13 protein-coding genes are annotated in these 18,807 nt (G+C 35.2%); 2 read left to right on the top strand and 11 right to left on the bottom strand.

What is annotated here, in order from left to right:
- Nucleotides 1–2: 2 nt before the first annotated feature.
- From H9650_RS20740 to H9650_RS03030, 9 genes are all read right to left on the bottom strand, one after another.
- Nucleotides 3–1,418 (bottom strand): oligosaccharide flippase family protein, encoded by a 1,416-nt coding sequence (locus H9650_RS20740; RefSeq protein WP_151110949.1) that lies wholly within the window; start codon nt 1,416–1,418, stop codon nt 3–5.
- Nucleotides 1,419–2,150 carry an acyltransferase gene (locus H9650_RS02995; RefSeq protein WP_191696529.1) on the bottom strand — a complete coding sequence of 244 codons (732 nt, stop codon included), beginning with the start codon at nt 2,148–2,150 and terminating at the stop codon, nt 1,419–1,421.
- Nucleotides 2,151–2,163: 13 nt separating this feature from the next.
- Nucleotides 2,164–3,480 (bottom strand): nucleotide sugar dehydrogenase, encoded by a 1,317-nt coding sequence (locus tag H9650_RS03000; protein WP_144537519.1) that lies wholly within the window; start codon nt 3,478–3,480, stop codon nt 2,164–2,166.
- 217 nt (nt 3,481–3,697) lie between these two features.
- Nucleotides 3,698–4,438, bottom strand: coding sequence for a hypothetical protein (locus H9650_RS03005; protein ID WP_191696530.1), 741 nt, complete (start codon nt 4,436–4,438; stop codon nt 3,698–3,700).
- A gap of 77 nt (nt 4,439–4,515) precedes the next feature.
- Nucleotides 4,516–5,631: a DegT/DnrJ/EryC1/StrS family aminotransferase gene (locus H9650_RS03010; protein ID WP_191696531.1), complete on the bottom strand. Its 1,116-nt coding sequence runs from the start codon at nt 5,629–5,631 to the stop codon at nt 4,516–4,518.
- A 95-nt stretch (nt 5,632–5,726) separates the two neighbouring features.
- A complete protein-coding gene (locus H9650_RS03015; protein ID WP_144537513.1) occupies nt 5,727–6,791 on the bottom strand; it encodes a glycosyltransferase family 4 protein in 1,065 nt (354 codons plus the stop codon).
- A gap of 220 nt (nt 6,792–7,011) precedes the next feature.
- Nucleotides 7,012–7,407 carry a hypothetical protein gene (locus tag H9650_RS03020; protein ID WP_191696532.1) on the bottom strand — a complete coding sequence of 132 codons (396 nt, stop codon included), beginning with the start codon at nt 7,405–7,407 and terminating at the stop codon, nt 7,012–7,014.
- An 88-nt stretch (nt 7,408–7,495) separates the two neighbouring features.
- Nucleotides 7,496–9,997, bottom strand: a complete 2,502-nt coding sequence (locus tag H9650_RS03025) for a phosphodiester glycosidase family protein (RefSeq protein WP_191696533.1) — start codon at nt 9,995–9,997, stop codon at nt 7,496–7,498.
- 17 nt (nt 9,998–10,014) lie between these two features.
- The gene (locus tag H9650_RS03030; protein ID WP_191696534.1) at nt 10,015–12,339 is read right to left on the bottom strand and encodes a hypothetical protein; all 2,325 of its coding nucleotides are present in this window, start codon (nt 12,337–12,339) and stop codon (nt 10,015–10,017) included.
- 166 nt (nt 12,340–12,505) lie between these two features.
- Between H9650_RS03030 and secA the strand changes: the two genes are divergently transcribed.
- Nucleotides 12,506–14,872: a preprotein translocase subunit SecA gene (gene secA, locus H9650_RS03035; protein WP_191696535.1), complete on the top strand. Its 2,367-nt coding sequence runs from the start codon at nt 12,506–12,508 to the stop codon at nt 14,870–14,872.
- 35 nt (nt 14,873–14,907) lie between these two features.
- Here secA and H9650_RS03040 read toward each other — a convergent pair whose 3' ends face one another.
- Together H9650_RS03040 and H9650_RS03045 are read right to left on the bottom strand one after the other, a co-directional pair.
- Entirely contained in the window at nt 14,908–15,729 is an 822-nt protein-coding gene (locus H9650_RS03040; RefSeq protein ID WP_191696536.1) for an SLAP domain-containing protein, read from the bottom strand.
- A 119-nt stretch (nt 15,730–15,848) separates the two neighbouring features.
- Nucleotides 15,849–17,582: a methyl-accepting chemotaxis protein gene (locus tag H9650_RS03045; RefSeq protein ID WP_151110962.1), complete on the bottom strand. Its 1,734-nt coding sequence runs from the start codon at nt 17,580–17,582 to the stop codon at nt 15,849–15,851.
- A gap of 291 nt (nt 17,583–17,873) precedes the next feature.
- Here H9650_RS03045 and H9650_RS03050 point away from each other — a divergent pair, with 291 nt between their 5' ends.
- The gene (locus H9650_RS03050) at nt 17,874–18,785 is read left to right on the top strand and encodes an LCP family glycopolymer transferase (RefSeq protein ID WP_151110964.1); all 912 of its coding nucleotides are present in this window, start codon (nt 17,874–17,876) and stop codon (nt 18,783–18,785) included.
- Nucleotides 18,786–18,807 lie beyond the last annotated feature (22 nt).

An 18,807-nucleotide genomic window follows, 5' to 3' on the forward strand; every position in this document is an offset into this window, starting at 1 on the left:
CATTACTTTCTTTTTACAAAATATTTATCCATGCGAACTAGTAAAACCAGGATGATAAATACTATCCATACTCCTAGGATTAACCAGCTATTTAAATCATTTAATTGAATATATACAATTCCAAGTGTTGCAGCTATTAGCCATAATATTGTCCAAGCCATTTTAAATCCCGAAAAAGGCACATAATATAGTTTCTGACTTTTACGAAATACCATAAACAAGGCTAAACAATATGCTGCTACATAAGAAATAACAGTTCCCCAAATAGTAAGGTACGGCACGAATATAAAGTTCAATACAACCGAAACAACTGCTGCAATACCAAATGCTATAGAAATATGTTTTGTCTGTTTAGAGTAAAATATCCCTGTAGAAACAATCATATAGTAAAAACTTAAAAATGTTGCAATCGATATTGGTGCCACATATTGAAATGCAATTCTAAAATTCTCCGGCATAACCAAAATAATCAGTGGCATGAAGGTCGCTAAAGCTAAAACTCCAAAGCTGCCAATTATTAAAAATGCCGCATATAATGTTGCAAATAATTGAGGGCTATCTTTTTTATCCTTTAAAGACATAGAGAATGGTCTCCAGGCTAGCTGGATCCCACTAGTCAATAATGTGATAAATGTTGCAAACTTAATAGCTGTCCCATATATACCAACATCATCTAACGTACCATATGCGCGTATAAAGAAATTATTGGCATTGGCAATTATCCAAAATGCTAAAGACGCTGGCACTAAAGGAGCTGCGTAAACTAAGATTTTCTTTAAAATTACTTTATCGAACAGTGGCTTTAAATATACTCTAGTAGGCTTTATTAAGACTACTACAATAATTGCGACACTGATTAAACGAGCTACAAGTATTCCTTCTAGAGAAGTCCATACAAACATTAAGAAAAGTATCGAAACAACTGCGATTAATAACATTTTACCTATAGTTGTAAATACCACTCTTTTAGTATGAAACTCGTATCTTAGAATGGTTAAAACAAGTGTAATGATTGTATCTAAACACAACGTACCTAAAGCAATATAGAATAGCTGTGAGTAGCCTGCCGATTCTAATATTATAGCAGCCAGCCAATCTCCACCGATTAAAAATATGGCAAAAAGTAAGATAACCATAGATAAACGGAAAGTCATAACTGAGCGAACGTACTTCTCACGGGTTTCTTTGTCTTTATATTCGAAATAATAATAGGCAAGAGCAGAATCGGTTCCAAATATCACTAGGAAGGTAAGCATAGATACGGTAGTATCTACCATTTGAAGCACACCAATTAGGGATTCTTTTTCAAGATAATGTGCATACAAAGGAAACAATATAAAAGCGATTAGTTTAGTTCCTACGTTCATAAATGCATAAAGGAGCGAATCCGCTCCTAAACGTTTTAACTGAGAGAACACTTAGAGAAGCTCCTCCTCAGGTACATTTTTCAAGAATTTTGCTGGGAATCCCTTAATTACAGTTTTTTCTTCCGTATCCTTTGTCACAATTGCTCCAGCCGCTACGAATGTTTCTTCAGCTATTGTTATACCAGGTAGAATAATAGATGCTCCGCCCACACGAGCACCACGCTTAACAATTGCACCTTTAATCTTGTCAAATCGTGCTTCTGTTCTACCCATGAAGTTATCATTAGTAGTAGTTACACAAGGAGCAATGAATACATGATCCTCTAAAGTAGAATGTGCAGTAATGTATGAGTTAGATTGAATTTTTGTACGATCTCCGATAGTAACAAAATTTTCAACTGTTACATTGCGACCAATGATTACATAAGAACCAATTTCCACATCTTCACGTACAGTTGCTAAATCAGCGATTAATGTACTTTCACCAACTTTAGCCCCTCTATAGACAATTGTATTTGCACCAATTGTACATTCCTTACCTAGCTCAAGCGGCGGTATCTCTTTAGTAATTTGCATTGTGCTTGTTTTAGCAGGCTTTGGCTGTTTACCAACTACTGCACCATCATCGATGGTGGTACCATCTCCAATGATGGCACCAGCGTGAATTGTAACACGATTGCCTACGCGAACATTATCGCCAATTTTTGCTCCTTCTTCTATTACAGAAAAATGTCCAACTGTCGTATTTTCGCCTATTTCAGCAGTTTCATGTATAAAATTCATTTAAATCCCGCCCTTAAAGTTTAATGTAACGATTTGGTGTTTCGATTCCTTTAAACGCGTTACGAGTGTCAAAAATAACTTTAGATTTTTGAGCAATGTTCGCATAGTCAAAACCAGTATGATCCGTAGCTAACACAACGATATCTGCTGACTCCAATAATTCGTCAGTTAACTCAACTGTTTCAATTACTTGTCCTGCTACTCTGTATGAAGTTACATGCGGATCGACCGTTTTAAATTCTGCACCTTGTTGCATTAATAACTCAACTAATTTTAGGGATGGAGATTCACGCATATCATCGATATCTTTTTTATAAGCTACGCCCAATAAAAGAACCTTAGCATTACGTAAAGCTTTACCATCATCATTTAAAATTTGCATTGCACGAGTAATTACATATTCCGGCATTGAGTTGTTAATTTCACCAGCAAGCTCGATTAGTCTTGTGTGATAGTTATACTCTCTTGCTTTCCAAGTTAAGTAGAATGGATCGATTGGAATACAGTGACCGCCTAGACCTGGCCCTGGGTAAAATGCCATGAAGCCGTATGGTTTCGTTTTAGCTGCATCAATTACTTCCCATACATCGATACCCATTTTTTCGCAAAGAATTGCCATTTCATTAGCAAGTGCAATATTGATATGACGGAATGTATTTTCAAAAATTTTCTCCATTTCAGCAATAGCCGGACTAGAAACTTTATGCACGTCTCCGTCTAGTACATTGCTGTATAAAGCGGCTGCTACTGTTGTACAGTTATCAGTTATACCGCCAACTACTTTTGGAGTATTTTTAGTATTAAAGCTTTTATTACCTGGATCGATACGTTCAGGCGAATAAGCAATAAAGATGTCTTCTCCAACTACAAACCCTTTTTCTTCAAGCGCTGTTTTAATAATTTCCTCTGTTGTACCAGGGTATGTAGTAGATTCAAGTACAACTAATGTTCCCTTTTTAGCGTATTTAGCAATTTCATGTACTGAGCTTTCTACATAAGAAGTATCAGGCTGTTGATAAATATCTAAAGGCGTTGGTACGCAAATAGCTACAGCATCAACCGAACTAATTGAACCATAATCAGAAGAAGCTTTTAAATGACCAGACTCTACCATTTGCTTCAAATCAACATCTACTACATCGCCAATGTAGTTAATACCTTCATTTACTTGTTGTACTTTAGATTCCTGTACATCAAAGCCAATAACGTGATAACCGGCTTTAGCTTTTTCTACTGCTAGCGGTAAGCCAACATAACCTAAACCTACTACCCCAATAACAGCAGTATGATTTTCAATTTTCGCCAATAATTCTTCATAATATGTAGACATTATTTTTCTCTCCTTTTATAGGTGTTGCTCGATTATTCACTAATCTAAGATAACTCAAAATATAAATAGTAAATTATCACACCATCATATCCTAAGCAATTTATCATTTAATATTATTCACTTTAATAACGTACAATAGCATCTCTAGGATTCACATATCAACCCACTATTTAATAATTGATGCTATTGTCACGTCTTATAAGACTGGGTTCTTTATTTATGCTCTTTTGCTCTTTCTAGCATCTATAATATACTTCCACATAGATAAAGTAAGAATCGCTAATAAAATCCCTAAAATGAATCCTGCTATTGCAGCTTCTAATCCATATGTCTTTGTTTTTACAACATAAGTTTCAACAGCAAGGCTTGGCTTTTCATATGCAATGATGTCATTTCGTACTCTTTGCTCTGTTGCTAATGCATTAGTTAAATCCATTTCTGCTGTGGATAACAATGTTGTAAAATTATTAATCACTGTTAGATTATCTGATTCGTTTAAAATCTCTCTGTATTCCTCAATAGCAGTTTTAAGAGAAGCGATACGTTCTGCTTGAACAGAAGCGTATGTTTCTGTTCCACCAATTACTTTATCATGTTGTTCCATTAAACCTGCGAGTAATTGGTCATTAAATTGCGTTAATTCTTTTGATACTTGTTCTTCATTATCTCCAAAAGTCTCCGTTTTTATGTAACTTCTTGTAGGAACAAAAACTTCAGTCTTACCAGTAAAATGTTCTCCATATTTAGTCATAATATGGTCTGGATTAGTTAAGGCCTCTAGCTTTACTGAGCCCGTAAAGATTGTACTTTTTCCAACATACTTTCCGTCTGATGGCACTAGGAACGATGCTCCGTAACCTATTAAAGCTGCAATGATCGGTATAATAATGAACCAAATCTTTTTCCTCCAGAAAAACTCTAGAGAGTCATATAGACGATACGATTTATTTTCTGACATATCTCTTCTCCTTTAAATACATTCATATAGGTAGTTAAAGGGAAACGCAAAAACGTCTCCCTTTACTTGTTCAATCATTATTTTCCAGAAAAGAACTCAGCAATTTTTTCTACAACATATTTTTGCTGTTCTTCTTTTAGCTCAGGGAACATTGGTAAAGAAAGAGCCTCATTGGCTGCTTTTTCAGCTTTAGGATAATCCCCATTTTTATACCCTAAGCTTTCAAATACCGGTTGTATATGTAATGGAAGTGGATAGTAAATCATAGTTTCCACACCATTTTCTTTTAAGTAAGCTTGAAGCTCATCTCGACGCTCAGTTAGAATTGTGTACTGATGGAATACATGATGGAAACCTTCTACCTTCACAGGAGTTTTAACATAGTTTCCAACTTTTTCATTCAATAGCTGAGTATAAAAATCCGCATGAGTTCTGCGTAGTTTACTCCAATCTTCTAAATGAGGGAACTTAACGTTCAATACAGCAGCTTGAAGCTCATCAAGTCGGCTATTGTAACCTAATACACTATGATAGTATTTTGGCTTACTACCGTGTACACGGATTACACGGCACTTTTCAGCGATATCTTCATTATTAGTAACGATCATACCACCGTCACCATATGCCCCAAGGTTTTTCGTTGGGAAGAAACTGTAAGTTGCAGCATCCCCTAACTCTCCAACAGTAAAATCTCCTTGTCGAGCTCCTATTGCTTGTGCGGCATCCTCAATAACAATTAAATTATGCTTGTCCGCTATTTTACGAATACTTACCATATCAGCCATTTGGCCGTATAAATGGACCGGTATAATCGCCTTTGTTTTAACTGTGATATGCTTTTCTATTTCAGCTGGATCTATATTGAAAGAAACAGGGTCAATATCTGCATAAACAGGTGTTGCACCAGCTCTAACGATTGCTCCACCAGTAGCAAAAAAAGTAAATGGAGTTGTAATTACTTCATCTCCAGGTCCTACTCCTGCTGCTTGTAGTGCAATGTGGATTGCATCACTACCATTACCGCAACCAATACCATGCGCCACATGGCTATACTCAGCAATATCTGCTTCTAGTTTTTTTACATTGCTTCCTAGAATAAAGACCGAATTACTCATAACTCCATCTAATGCTTCTAAAACTTCTGTTTTCAGCGATGCATATTGCTCCGATAAATCTAACATTGGTACTTTCATTTTGTTTACACCAACCCTGTATGAATTATTTAATATGTGAAAAGCGTAAACCACTCATAAGTGGCCAAATGAACTTCAAAAGAGTTTTCTAGTGGTTAATTACGCTTATACCCAACAACTTTTTGAAAAACAGAAATAATTGGTCGATATTCCTCATTCACAAGTCCAATTTTCTCTGCAATTATTTCAAATGCAATTAAGATAAATAAAATAATGAAAATCGCCCAGCGTAACGTTAGTGTTTCAAAAGTAATGGCTGATATACTAAATATCAAACCAAAACCATATATTACCAACACAGTATCTCTGTGCGAAAGTCCAAGAGCTAATAATCTATGGTGTAAATGTGATTTATCTGCCATTGAAATAGGCTTCCTGTTAACCAATCGCCGTATTATCGCGAACGAAGTATCAAAAATTGGTACTCCTAAAATCATAATTGGAACTACAAAACTAAAGAGTGTAACACTTTTGTATAGTCCTAAAAGAGACAATATAGCAATAGCATACCCTAAAAACATAGAGCCCGTATCACCCATGAAAATTTTCGCTGGGTGAAAATTGTGGAATAGAAACCCTAATGTACTTCCAAGTAATATTAAAGAAAGTGTCAGGATTAACATTTTGTCTGCAGAAAACGCTAAAAATGCGATACTTGCAAATACAATGGATGAGATTCCAGCTGATAGTCCATCTAATCCATCGATTAAATTTATAGCATTAGTAATTGCTAAAATCCAAAAAAGTGTTACTACATATGAAAAGATACCAAGATCAAATACTCCTAAGAAAGGGATATTTAGAACCTCAATAGTTAGTCCACTACCCATTACTGCACATGCCGCTAAAATTTGACCTAATAATTTTACTTTGGCGGAGATTTCATGTCTATCATCGATAATACCTAAGACAATAATAATTATAGCCCCAACCATAATTCCAGTAATCTTTGCTTCATACAATCCCGCAACGAAATAACCAACTGTTACTGCTATAAAAATCGCAAGTCCGCCTAAACGAGGCATCACTTTTTGATGAACTTTTCTTTCAGAAGGTTTATCCACAGCCCCTATTTTATGAGCAAGCTTGATTACTAACGGGGTAACTGCGATTGCCGTGGCCATAGATATGATAAAAGCAAGAAGTAATTTTATATCCAAAAATATCATCCTTGTTTTTTTATTTTCATTTATCGCTAGGTTCTACAAAATAGACGAACTAACGACATGAAAGTTTCTTCAATAAATGATTATACTATAAAAATAGCTTTGTAACCAAATTTAATATAAAGAAAGAAAAGACTGACTTTTCGCTTTAGTATGAGCAAAAATCAGTCCTTTCTATTCCAGTAAAAAGTTTTACTTTTTCTCTAGTACTTTATTACGAGAATTCTGGCCAATTAACCTGATAAGTGTCGCCTTCTATCTTTTCAATCGTTCGATACTTAAGTGGAAGAAGTTCTTCCATTTCAGGTTCTTCTAGCAATATCTCTAATGGTAATAGTTTGAAGCTATCATCTTCTTCCATAATCATATAAGCTCCAGCTACTTTCCCATTTTCTTTCAGGTTTATTCTCATAAAGGCAGGAAAGTATAAATTGTTGCTTGATTGAATAATAGAAGAAACAAGTACTATTCCATTTCCATCTTCTACAATATTTTCTTGTTCTATTTTTTCAAAAACCTTAGCCGCCCAAGCCTGTCTCTTATAGAAACCTATTACTTTCTGGGCACTTTCTTCAGTTTTGTTTTCATTACTTTTTTCTTCCGAAGTCATGTACTTCCCTCCAAGTTAGCAAAAATCGATACTTATTAAATTATCATACCTTAAATTGCTACGCAACAACTACTACTATTTACTCATTTTAATCCTTGTAAATAGCTTGAATGTCATCAATGATAATCTCACCATTTGCTTTCTTAGCATTTTCTGTTTGCATATAACGAACAGGAAGGTCCATTTTTAACGGATATGAAAGTCCCGCAGGCACCTCAGCAGTAACAAATCTCCAATCAGTCCAGGTAACATTTTTATCAAAGTCTAATTGAACCGTTTTACCTGAAGCATCTACTACCTGGGATCTTAACCAGTTGCCTTTACCATCTCCCTTAACCCACATCCCAACTTTCTTCAAAGGAGTGCTAATAGTTAAATTAGTTTTAGCATTAATATATGCACCAGAAGTACCCGTAGTATTTTTAAAATCATATGCTAGTTTAATAGCTTTTGATCCATCACGATCATTGACTACAGAGGAAACAGTAACATTATTAGCTCGGTCGCTCGTTGCTTCATAGTTTAATATCCCTTTGTTAAATGATTCTAGAATAGTTGGTGGAACGTCACCTATTATAATAGGAATACTTAACGATTTAGAACCATATTTAACAGTTATAGTACCAATACCATCTTTATTTGGTGCAGTATATTTACCGTTTGCTTGGACTTTACCTACCGAACTAGTCCAAGTAAACGCGCTTGCATCTGTTAATACCGCTTGTCCATTTTTCATACCGCTTACTGACAGCTGTACAGTTTGTCCTTTAGCTACTTGCAGAGAGCTTTCTGAAGCTTTTATACTATCAAGTGTGTTTGTTACTCTTAATTGTATATTAGTAGTTTTTCCTTCATAATTGACCATCCCTGCATAGGTACCAGGTTTTGCATTTACGACCTGCTTCCCATTTGAGTTAGTTAAAATAGAGGAAGTTACTTTTCCTGATCCAGAAATTGCTACGGGATTCATATATTGGTCTATCCCTTTAACAGGTACCGATAAATTAGTATAAGAAGCACCTTGGAACACTTCTACCACATCAGATGCAGGAGCAATTGTTGCGACTGGACCCGTTTTATATGTGCTAACAAATAGAAGAGAATTAGCTACAGAACGTTCGTAGCCATCCGAGGGGTTGTTGGCAACAGTTACTTTATTGTTTCCAAGCTCTCTTACTACTATTGTGGAAGAGCCCCCGCCGTCAAAAGTCATCGCGTAGTTAGCTCCCAGATCTTTCATTAGCTTTGCAGTATTTTGTAATGTAAGTCCTTTACTTCCAGTTGTACGCCCGTCTACTACAGCTGTAAATAGACTTCCGTCTTTTCTGACTCCGACCGCTGTTCTAGGTGCAACTCCCGCAACTTTAATAGTTTGAAGTGCCCCATTTTTAACTAAGTGATATCTTCCACTTACCGATTCTCTAACATCATTCCATTCGGCTGGAGTAAACTTAGTAGCAATTTGAATTTGGTCACCAACAGTAATACCTTGTAAGAAATCACTAGCAAAATGATGTCCAGACAAAATAATCTCATTTGGATTTAAAGCAGCATTTCCAGCACCACTTATTATCTCTGTAACTGTACCTACTAACGTTTCACCGCCATTGAGTTTCCCTGAGTCAATTTTGACACGAACTTCAGTACCTAACTCATTTGTATTAGTAGTTGGAGCAAAATCTCTTGTATATACTACTAAATGGTTGGCTAACCTTTTTCTATTAACAGAGTTAATTGGATAAGATTTTCCGTTTACAGAAAGGCTCATCGCAACTTGAGGAGCACCAATAATTGCTTTCCCTTTCGTTGTAATACCTAGTACTGCTAGATCACTTAATGCTGTTTGTGGTGTCGATACAATTGTTCCATCAATCATCATTAAATCAACAGGCTGTCCTTGCTTATCAAAATAATCTCCATTGACACCTGCTACTACGTGATAAGAATCGTTTTGAGGAACACTATTTGCCTGAGAAGAAGTAGTCTCAAATCCGATTATTTGATCTTTAGCAAGCTCTGCCTTCATTTGAATATTGGATGTTTTACCATCATAATCAATGACAAATAACTTTTGAGGACCTACAGCCCCATCAATATCAATTAGCTTCTTCCTTACTCCAGGAGCTATTTGCGTAATTGCCTGAGCTGCTACCTTTCCAATAGATAGGTTAGGAATAGCTTCCTTGGGAAACAGATTTGATGAAGGATTTCCTACTGAAGGAGTTCCTCCCTGAGCGTTTTCCAATTCTTTTAGCTTTGACTTAGACGGTGTTTTATACTCAACATATCCCGCCATTTTTGTTATATACATTCCTCCACCTAGACCGTACTGGCCACCGTATAAATTATCATATCGGTAAACACGATATTGTTCCCCTGGCTTTAGAATTTTCTCAAACACTAGACCATTTGATGTACGTTTCCATAGGTTGATCGGTTTTACTACTTTAATTTTTCCCACTTGACCTGGAACCATTAAAATACCGTCCCAATATACTTTCGTTGCTTGCGCTTCTACTTGACTTGGTTGGAATAGTGAACTCGTGACAACTGCAAAAACGACAAAAAGGTATAGCAATTTTCGTTTCATTTTAATTTAATTCTCCTTTAATTCCCAGCTTTTTCAGCTTGTTTTCCTCTGTTCTTCTCAATCGTATATCTCCAAAGGTTGCTTCCATCGTAGTAATAAAGGTTACCGTTTAAGTCCTGTTCAAGACCATAAACTCCTTTATCCTTCAACCATTCAACCTGTAAAGTATCTTTAGTAACGCGGAATAGCTTACCTTCCACACTTCCGTAAATGTAGCCATCGACACCTTCTAAGATTTGTGCATTACGGAAACGACCGGATATAAGAGGTAATAATTCAACTGTTTTTACATCTGTCCATTCATCTGTATAATTAAATAGCTTTCCATCTGCCATACCCCAAATTTTATTCTCTTTATCTACTATTAAACTTGTAATCATACTTGCACTAAATGGAAGATGAATGTATTTTTTATCTTCAGGGTTGTATCTATTAAAGTAGAATAGTCTTGCTCCACGAGGATTTATTTGTTGGTTCGCATGAATAGAAGTTCCTCCAAATACTTGTGTACCACGGCTTACCAATGAAACGATGCTTTGGTTATAAATGTAGTTTTCAAATATCTCCGTTTTATTCGTAGCGGTATCATAGAACACTAATGCCCCACCACCGACACTTGTATCAGGAAGCGTGCCTAATATTATTTCTTTACCACCGTTGTATGGTGTAACAGCTGTTGAACGTTCTTGTCCATATTCACTCATTCTAATGACTTCTGTTGGATTACCATTTCCCCATGGATTAGAGCGATCGTATACTAGCAGTCTAGCAAGTGGATACGCACCAATATAGAGCTTGTTGTTAATGTCATACATGGATTCAATTTGACTTACATTTCGGTAAAGTTCTTTATTTCCAGTTTGAACATCATAAACCCCTAGACCTCCGGACATATATCCATTTGCAAAAATCTTTTTCCCATCGGAACTGGATGCTAATGTATATAATTCCACTGGTTGCTCTGGCAAATCAAAAGATTGATGTTTAATTTCACCTGTTTGCGGATTATATTCAAAGATTTGACCTAAGTTATCGACCATCCCTGATAAAATCCATTCTTTCGTTTCCTCTTCAATAGGTGCTTCAATGTTATCTTCTTCAGTCGGATTCCCAATAACCGGAGGTAATGTAGTAGGGATATTAGAATCCACGGTAATTTTACCTGAATTGTTTTTAATTGATGGGTCTGTTACCTTTGGATTTTCAGGTAAGCTATTTTCCTTGGCTTCAACATTTTCATCTTTTGCAGGTTTTGGACTTGTTATAATGAAATCTAAATTAATCGCTTCAGTTCCCTTAGGTAAAAACAGGCCAAGTTCTGTATGCTCTTTAGTATCAAAATCATACTTTACCAACTGTTGACCTTTTGTATAATACATACCTTCTCCGTTAGGAGATATTGTAGAGACAGTCTTTGAATTCAATTCAAATTCATCAACTATCTTAAGTGTTTTTCTATCAAAAATTACTGCCATATTGGATGGATGCAATCTTGCTATAACATAATCCTCTGTTAGAACTAAATCTTGAGCATACTTCTCTGACATGTACTTAACAGGAAGAAAGCTTGTAAAATTTTTTGTATTTGGCTTTTTAATAAGCAAGTCCATAGGAGAGCCAATAGAAACATACACTTCATCTTTTTCTTCATCTGCTACAATAGCTTTTACAAATTCTTTGCGTTTACGAATTTGTCCGAACTCTTCAATCTCTTTTGTTTCCGTATCGAAAGCTACCAATGATCCTCCGTATGCAGAGCCTGCATATACTTTTTTACCAGATACAATTAAATCCTGAATAGAAGTGTCGCTTTTGTTTGAAAAAATAGCTCCATGTTTTTCAAATACTTCCTCATTAGGATCATAGCTATAAAGCACACTAGAAACAGATCCACCAATCCAAAGCTTACCGTTTTCATCCACATCTAATCCCCATGCACTTTTTGAATCTTCTAACGTAAACGTATGTAAGATTTCCTTTGACTTATAGTCAACAACAACTAGAGCCGCTGGAGAGCCATGCATGATGTAATAAATAAAATAGTCGCCCTCGCTATTTGGTGCGATTTTGGCAGATACAGCAGAAGATTTAAAAATCATAGGCCCTAAATTTTCATAGCCTTCTTCAATAACTTCTTCCACAGGTTTTTCTTCAATGATATCGTCCAACCATTCTTCTGAGTTATCTACCTCAACAGTTTCCTCTATTGGCTCTTCTCTTACTAAACTTTCTATCTCTTTAACTTGTTCAGCACTTGTCTCTTTTACAATATTTTCAGCATAGACATTACTCATTGGCGAAGCTAACATAACAGCAATCATCGTCAAACTAATTTTTTTCAACATTCTAACCCCTTTCATAACTATTCTAACTTTAACATGATTTGGTAACTTTTAAAATATAATCATGTAACTAAAATGTAATGTTAGCGATATATATAGCAAATGCTACCACTAATGTTTCATGATATAATAATACTGGAAATAAAAGATAGGAGATTAGACATATATGCTAGAATCTATTAAGAAAATGATTTCAGGAGAAATTATAGAGTTAAAACAGCTGAATAAGATTGTAAATAAAATAAATTCCTTAGAAGAAACTTTTGCTCAAAAAAGTGATACAGAACTTAAAGCATATACTGATAAATTCCGAGAGCAATTAAATAATGGAATATCTCCTGAGGAACTAATTATTGAAGCCTTTGCTGTAGTGCGTGAAGCTTCTAAGAGAGTATTAGGAATGAGACACTATGAGTCTCAGTTAATGGGAGGCGCTGTCTTAACTCAGTCGCAAATTGCACAAATGCAAACAGGTGAAGGTAAGACTTTAGTAGCCACTCTACCCGCTTATGTAATGGCTGCTTATGGTAAAGGTACTCATATTATTACTGCCAACGAATATTTGGCTACACGGGACTATGAGCAAATGAAACCACTCTTTGAATTTCTAGGTCTTACAGTAGGGTTAAATGTAGCAGGCTTAGAAAGTGATGAAAAACAAGCTGCTTATAATAGCGATATCACTTACGGAACAGGAACAGAATTTGGTTTTGATTATTTAAGAGATCATATGATTCAAAGTAAAGACCAGCTAGTTCAACGACCGCTTTTCTATGCATTAATAGATGAGGTAGATAGCATCTTAATCGATGAGGCAAGAACTCCGTTGATTATTGCCGGCAAATCAAATGCAAGTTTAAACCTTTTTCCAATAATGCATATGGTGATCGACACTTTCGAGGATAAAAAGGAATATGATTACTATCCAGAAACAAAACAAATTGTCCTATTAGATAAAGGGGCAGATAAACTAGAAGCAGCATTTGGAATAAAAAATGTCTATGATAGTGAACATCGTGAGTTCATGCACATCGCTATGCAATCACTTCGAGCAAAAGTGATAATGCGCAAAGACGTAGATTATATTGTAAAGGATGACAAAATTCAGATTGTTGATCCGTACACAGGTCGCATAATGGAGGGCAGAACTTATAGTGATGGTTTACATCAAGCTATAGAAGCTAAAGAGAAGGTTTCCATTAAAGAAGAAAACAACACCCAAGCATCTATTACTATTCAACATTATTTTAGACTATATCAACATGTTTCTGGAATGACAGGTAGTGCTGTTCCTTCGAAAGAGGAGTTTTGGGAAACTTATAGCTTAAGAGTAACGGAAATTCCTACAAATAAGCCTAACAAAAGAATTGACATGGATACTCTAGTGTATTTAACGCATGAAGATAAAACCAAGAGAATTGTGGAAGAAACAAAAAAACTTCACGAGACTGGTAGACCAGTTTTGATTGGTACAACTTCAATCGAACAATCAGAATTGCTCTCTTTACGTCTGAAAGAAGCTGGTCTTGAACACAACATTTTAAATGCTAAAACTGAAGAAGATGAAGCCGCTATCATTTCAAATGCTGGTCAGATGCATAAAATCATGCTCGCTACAAACATGGCTGGTCGAGGAACTGATATTCTACTTGGTGATGGAGTTGCAGAACTTGGGGGCTTACACATTATCGGAACCGAGCTGCACAGCAGTGCTCGTATAGATATGCAACTGAGGGGGCGTAGTGGTCGCCAAGGAGATCCTGGTAGTACGCAATTTATTGTATCTTTAGAGGATGAGCTATTTTATTATTATGACGAAGAAGAGTTTGCTAGGTATAAAAACAAAGTAAAATCAGACGAAACCGGCCTTATTGTTTCACCAAATCCAACAAAATTTGTTTATAATGTTCAAAAGGTTATTGAAGGCATTCATTTTTCAAGCCGCTCCCACCTTTTAAAACTAGATGAAATAAATAATGATCAGCAAAAAGTTATTTATAGCTATCGGGAAAGAGCACTTCATGTTGAGAACATGAAGCATTTAATTGAAAAAGCACTTCAAGAACGTTACTTTGGCTTTGTACAAGAGATTCCTGAATTAAACTCAGAAGAGTCCACTTCGTCAATCCTTAATGAAATTATGGATGAAGTAAGAATAATGACAATGCTGACTACAAAAGATGATAGTAAATTTACAGCGTTAGACCCTGAAAACAAAGAACAACTAACAAAAGCATTGGAGTCAGTATACAATCAATCTTTTGAAACACTCGAAAGTATAGATTCAAAAGACGAAAGTTGGAATGATATTCAAGCCATTTATATTGAAACCTTGGATCGTTACTGGATTACCCATTTAGATAACTTACATCATTTAAGAGAAGGCATTTCCATTAGAGGATATGCGCAAGAAGATCCTTATCGATTATATTCATTTGATGCTTTGGATCTTTTCAATAAAATGATTAACTCCTTCTTCCGTGATGTCATTCGTTATTACCTACAAGTACAAGTAACAAAGGATATGGAATAAAAAAAAAGTCTAGAGGATTTCCTCTAGACTTTTTTTTATAGTGTTTGTGGAACCATTTCAATTTTCCATGAACTAAAATCAGGATTCTCTTTTTGGAAAACTTCTTTTGAAAAGGAAAGGCTAATTGGTCTTGCCTGTTTAGATGCGATTTGAAATTCCCCAATTGGGAAACCAAGCTTACAAACTATATCTCCTGTAGCATCAAACAATTGTATAGGCAGATTTTCTATAGTTAATGCTTGAGAAAAAGCATTTCGTATAATGATAAATATATTAACAGCTTGTTCAGATTCTTCGAAATGGAACCCTACTATAGAAATCTCATTTACTTTAATAGGCTCTAGACTTGATACTAAATTTTTAACATATCCTTGTTGATCTACTGTAAGGCCGTTAGACCAGTTTTCATCTAAATATAATTCAAAGTCACTTATAACTTTTTCATAATATTCAAATGCCATTTCAAAGTCCATCTCGTTTTCAATTTCATCAAGCGGCACTAATAGATCAGCCTCTTCAAATAAGAACTTCCATGGTCTCGCAGTACATGGTTCTAATTCTCCGAATAAAGCCATATCAAATTGCTTTTTAGCAAGCTCTTTACCATCCTTATTTTTTACTAGTAGGACGACTTGTTCTAACAATAACTTTTTAGGAAGGGAGTGTCTTAAAATTGCTGTAACGACTATACTTGATTCTACTTTATATAGCTTTACTCCATGTACATGTAATTGGTTAGCTTCTAAATCCTCTAATTGTTGATGAAAAAATTGGAAAATATACTTATCCTGTGTTGAAATGTCCCAGTCATTTGAGAAATTAATTTCTGTTTTATATTTTTGGGGTGAATTTGACATCATTTAAAACTCCTCTATTTAATAAAAATATGTATCTATTATAACATAGAAAGAAGATAAACCATATTTTGCATATTCTATTATAGGAGTTCGAATGTTCCATTAGTTATGAAGTGATTTCATTCAAATCTCGATACCAATTCATGCATGTTTTCTGCCTCATCTTGAAGTTGAAGAGCTGAATTCATAATAGAAGCAATTGCATTACTTTGTTCTTCTATAGAAGCATTCATCTGCTCAGTAGCAGCTGCAGATTCCTCTGCAACTGCAGCAATATTAGAAATTGCTCCGACAACTACTTCTCTATTAGAGTACATTTTATTCATTTCATCGTTTAAATAAATAAGCCCTTCCTTTATTCGTTGGATTGAATTAGATAGTTCGAGGTAGGCTTGTTTTGTATATCCTACTGAAATAATTTGTTCATTTGAGATAAATTGGGTTTCTCTCATTTTTTCTTCTGCCGATCGTGTATCCTGTTCAATTTGTTTTAATAGACTGCGTACACTGTTCGTAGCATCTTGGGTACCTTCTGAAAGCTTTCTAACTTCCTCTGCCACCACCGCGAAACCCTTGCCATGCTCTCCTGCTCTAGCAGCTTCTATACTAGCATTTAAAGCAAGTAGATTAGTTTGAGCAGAAATATCATTTATCGTTTGAACAATTTGCCCTATTTCTCCCATCCGACTAGTAAGCTGAGTAAAGTTCGACTGAAGCACATCCATAACGATTTGAAATCTATCGGTATTGTTAGTCAAAATATTTATGTTAGATACGGCATTCTCTTGCACGTTCGTCATTTGGCTAACACCATCTATAATCTCTTTATATTGCTCTAGCGTTTTTTCTATCACAGCAGAAAGGTCATTTACTTTGTCAGAAGCAACTTCCGCTTCCTCCGCTTGTATAACTGCCCCCCTAGAGATTTCTGTGATGACATGAGAAATTTCACTAGTTGCTGCAGTTGTTTCTTCCGTCACCGCACTAAGTGCTTCAGAGGAATCTCTCATATGCTCTGATGATATTTTTGTTTGACTTACCATTTCCTCTAGACTCTTTTTCATGTTATTTACATTTAATGCTAACTGGCCAAGCTCGTCCTTTGTTTCTATAGGAATAACGTTTCCGCTAAGCTTTCCGCCTGCTATATCCGAGGTTGTCACCATAATCTTCTTTATATAAGAGGTCATTTTTCCCGCAAAGAACCAGAAGAGACCAATTCCCAATAAAAGAGATATAATAATAGTAATAATGGTAGTAAGTAAAATGGTGTTTGCACCTTTATTAAATTCCATTTCATACGTGCCAGCAACAACCACCCAACCCCAGTTAGGTTCTAATATGCTGTATGTAATTTTAGGCTCCACTTGCTCTTGGTCACTAGGGAGTGGCCATTTATAAGAAACGAACCCCCCACCATTTTTTGCTTTTTCTATTACATCTCTTATAAAATACTTACCATCTTCGGATTGATTATTATATAAATTTTCTCCTTCCATGCTAGGGTGCACCAATAATGTACCTTTCTCATCCATTACATAATAATAGAAGTTATCCCCAAAGGTTGCCGGATTAGTGATCGTTCGTTTATCGTCTTCATTTAAAGGACCTATGATTTTATCGGCCGCTCGACCCTGTGCCTCTTCTAAAGTTAAATTACCTTTTTCTACCTCTTTGCTTAACTCATCAATCAAATCCAAAATTGCGTAGGTGCCATTTTGAATTCCTAATTTGCCTAATTCATCTAATTCGTTTTTTGCCAATAAATAATTGTTTAGACCTACCATTAGTAAAGGTATTGATATCACGATTGAAGCTAGGACTAAAAGTTTACTTCTCACAGACCCCTTCATATAATTACACCCCTTTCACGAATAATTATACCTATATTCAATCGAACACCCTGTGATAATTATCACATAATTACATTAAACAACTATTTTTAATCATTTTATGAATCGGTGCTGATGGAGAATGCAGAAGAATCTAAATCAAATATTCACTAAAAACTATCTATATATTGAAATATTCAATTTGCTAGTTCAAGCATAAAAAATACTTTTCTAACCGGACATATATTACTACTACTTACTTCAATAAATTCATACAAATACATAAGAATATGTTATTTAAGGAGACTTTTTATGTCTAAAAAGAATATCATCCTGTTAGTTCTATTATTTTTCTGTTGTATTTTTATAGGTTTATTTTTTTATGCCCAAAATGTATATAGTGACGTTACGACCACTCTTCAAGAAATACATGAGCCAGAGCTAAGAAAAGTTTCTGTATTAAGAAAAGATGAGATTGTGTTACAGAAGAAAATCCCTTTTTCCTTATTAATCTTAGGTGTGGATAAAAGAGAAGGAGATAAAGGACGTTCTGATACAATTCTTTTCCTAACAGTGAACCCTACTAGTGAATCCATTAAAATGGTTAGCATTCCTCGAGATACTTATACAGAGATCATCGGAAAAGAAATTCAAGACAAAATCAATCACGCCTATGCATTCGGGGGCATAGAAATGTCTGTAAATACAGTTGAAAATCTACTAAATGTTCCAATTGACTATGTGATTCAAATAGATATGGAAGGATTTAAGGACATTGTGGATTTTATAGGTGGCGTGACAGTTAACAATGACAGGAGCTTCCAGGTGAATGATACTATCTTCAAAGAAGGAGAAATTAGCTTACACGGAGAACAGGCTTTAGATTATGTACAAATGCGTAAGGATGATCCACAGGGAGATTTTGGGAGGCAATTACGTCAAAAACAAGTAATTCAATCCCTACTAAAAAAGGGAGCCAACTTTAACATACTCTTAAAGCATAATGAGCTTCTTCATATTATCGAAGAAAATATACAAACCAATATGACCTTCGAGCAAATGCTAAATATACAAAAGGAATATAAAAAAAGCATAAATACGATTGAATCTTTATCCTTTGAGGACGGTGTCGGAGAATTAAAGAATGGTATTTGGTATTATATGATGAACGAGGATGAATTAAATGATATTTCCAGGGAAATGAACGAGCATTTAAAAATGTAGTAAAAGCTCTGTAGAAGCGCAA

Source organism: Psychrobacillus faecigallinarum (assembly GCF_014836595.1).
Classification (GTDB): Bacteria; Bacillota; Bacilli; order Bacillales_A; family Planococcaceae; genus Psychrobacillus; species Psychrobacillus faecigallinarum.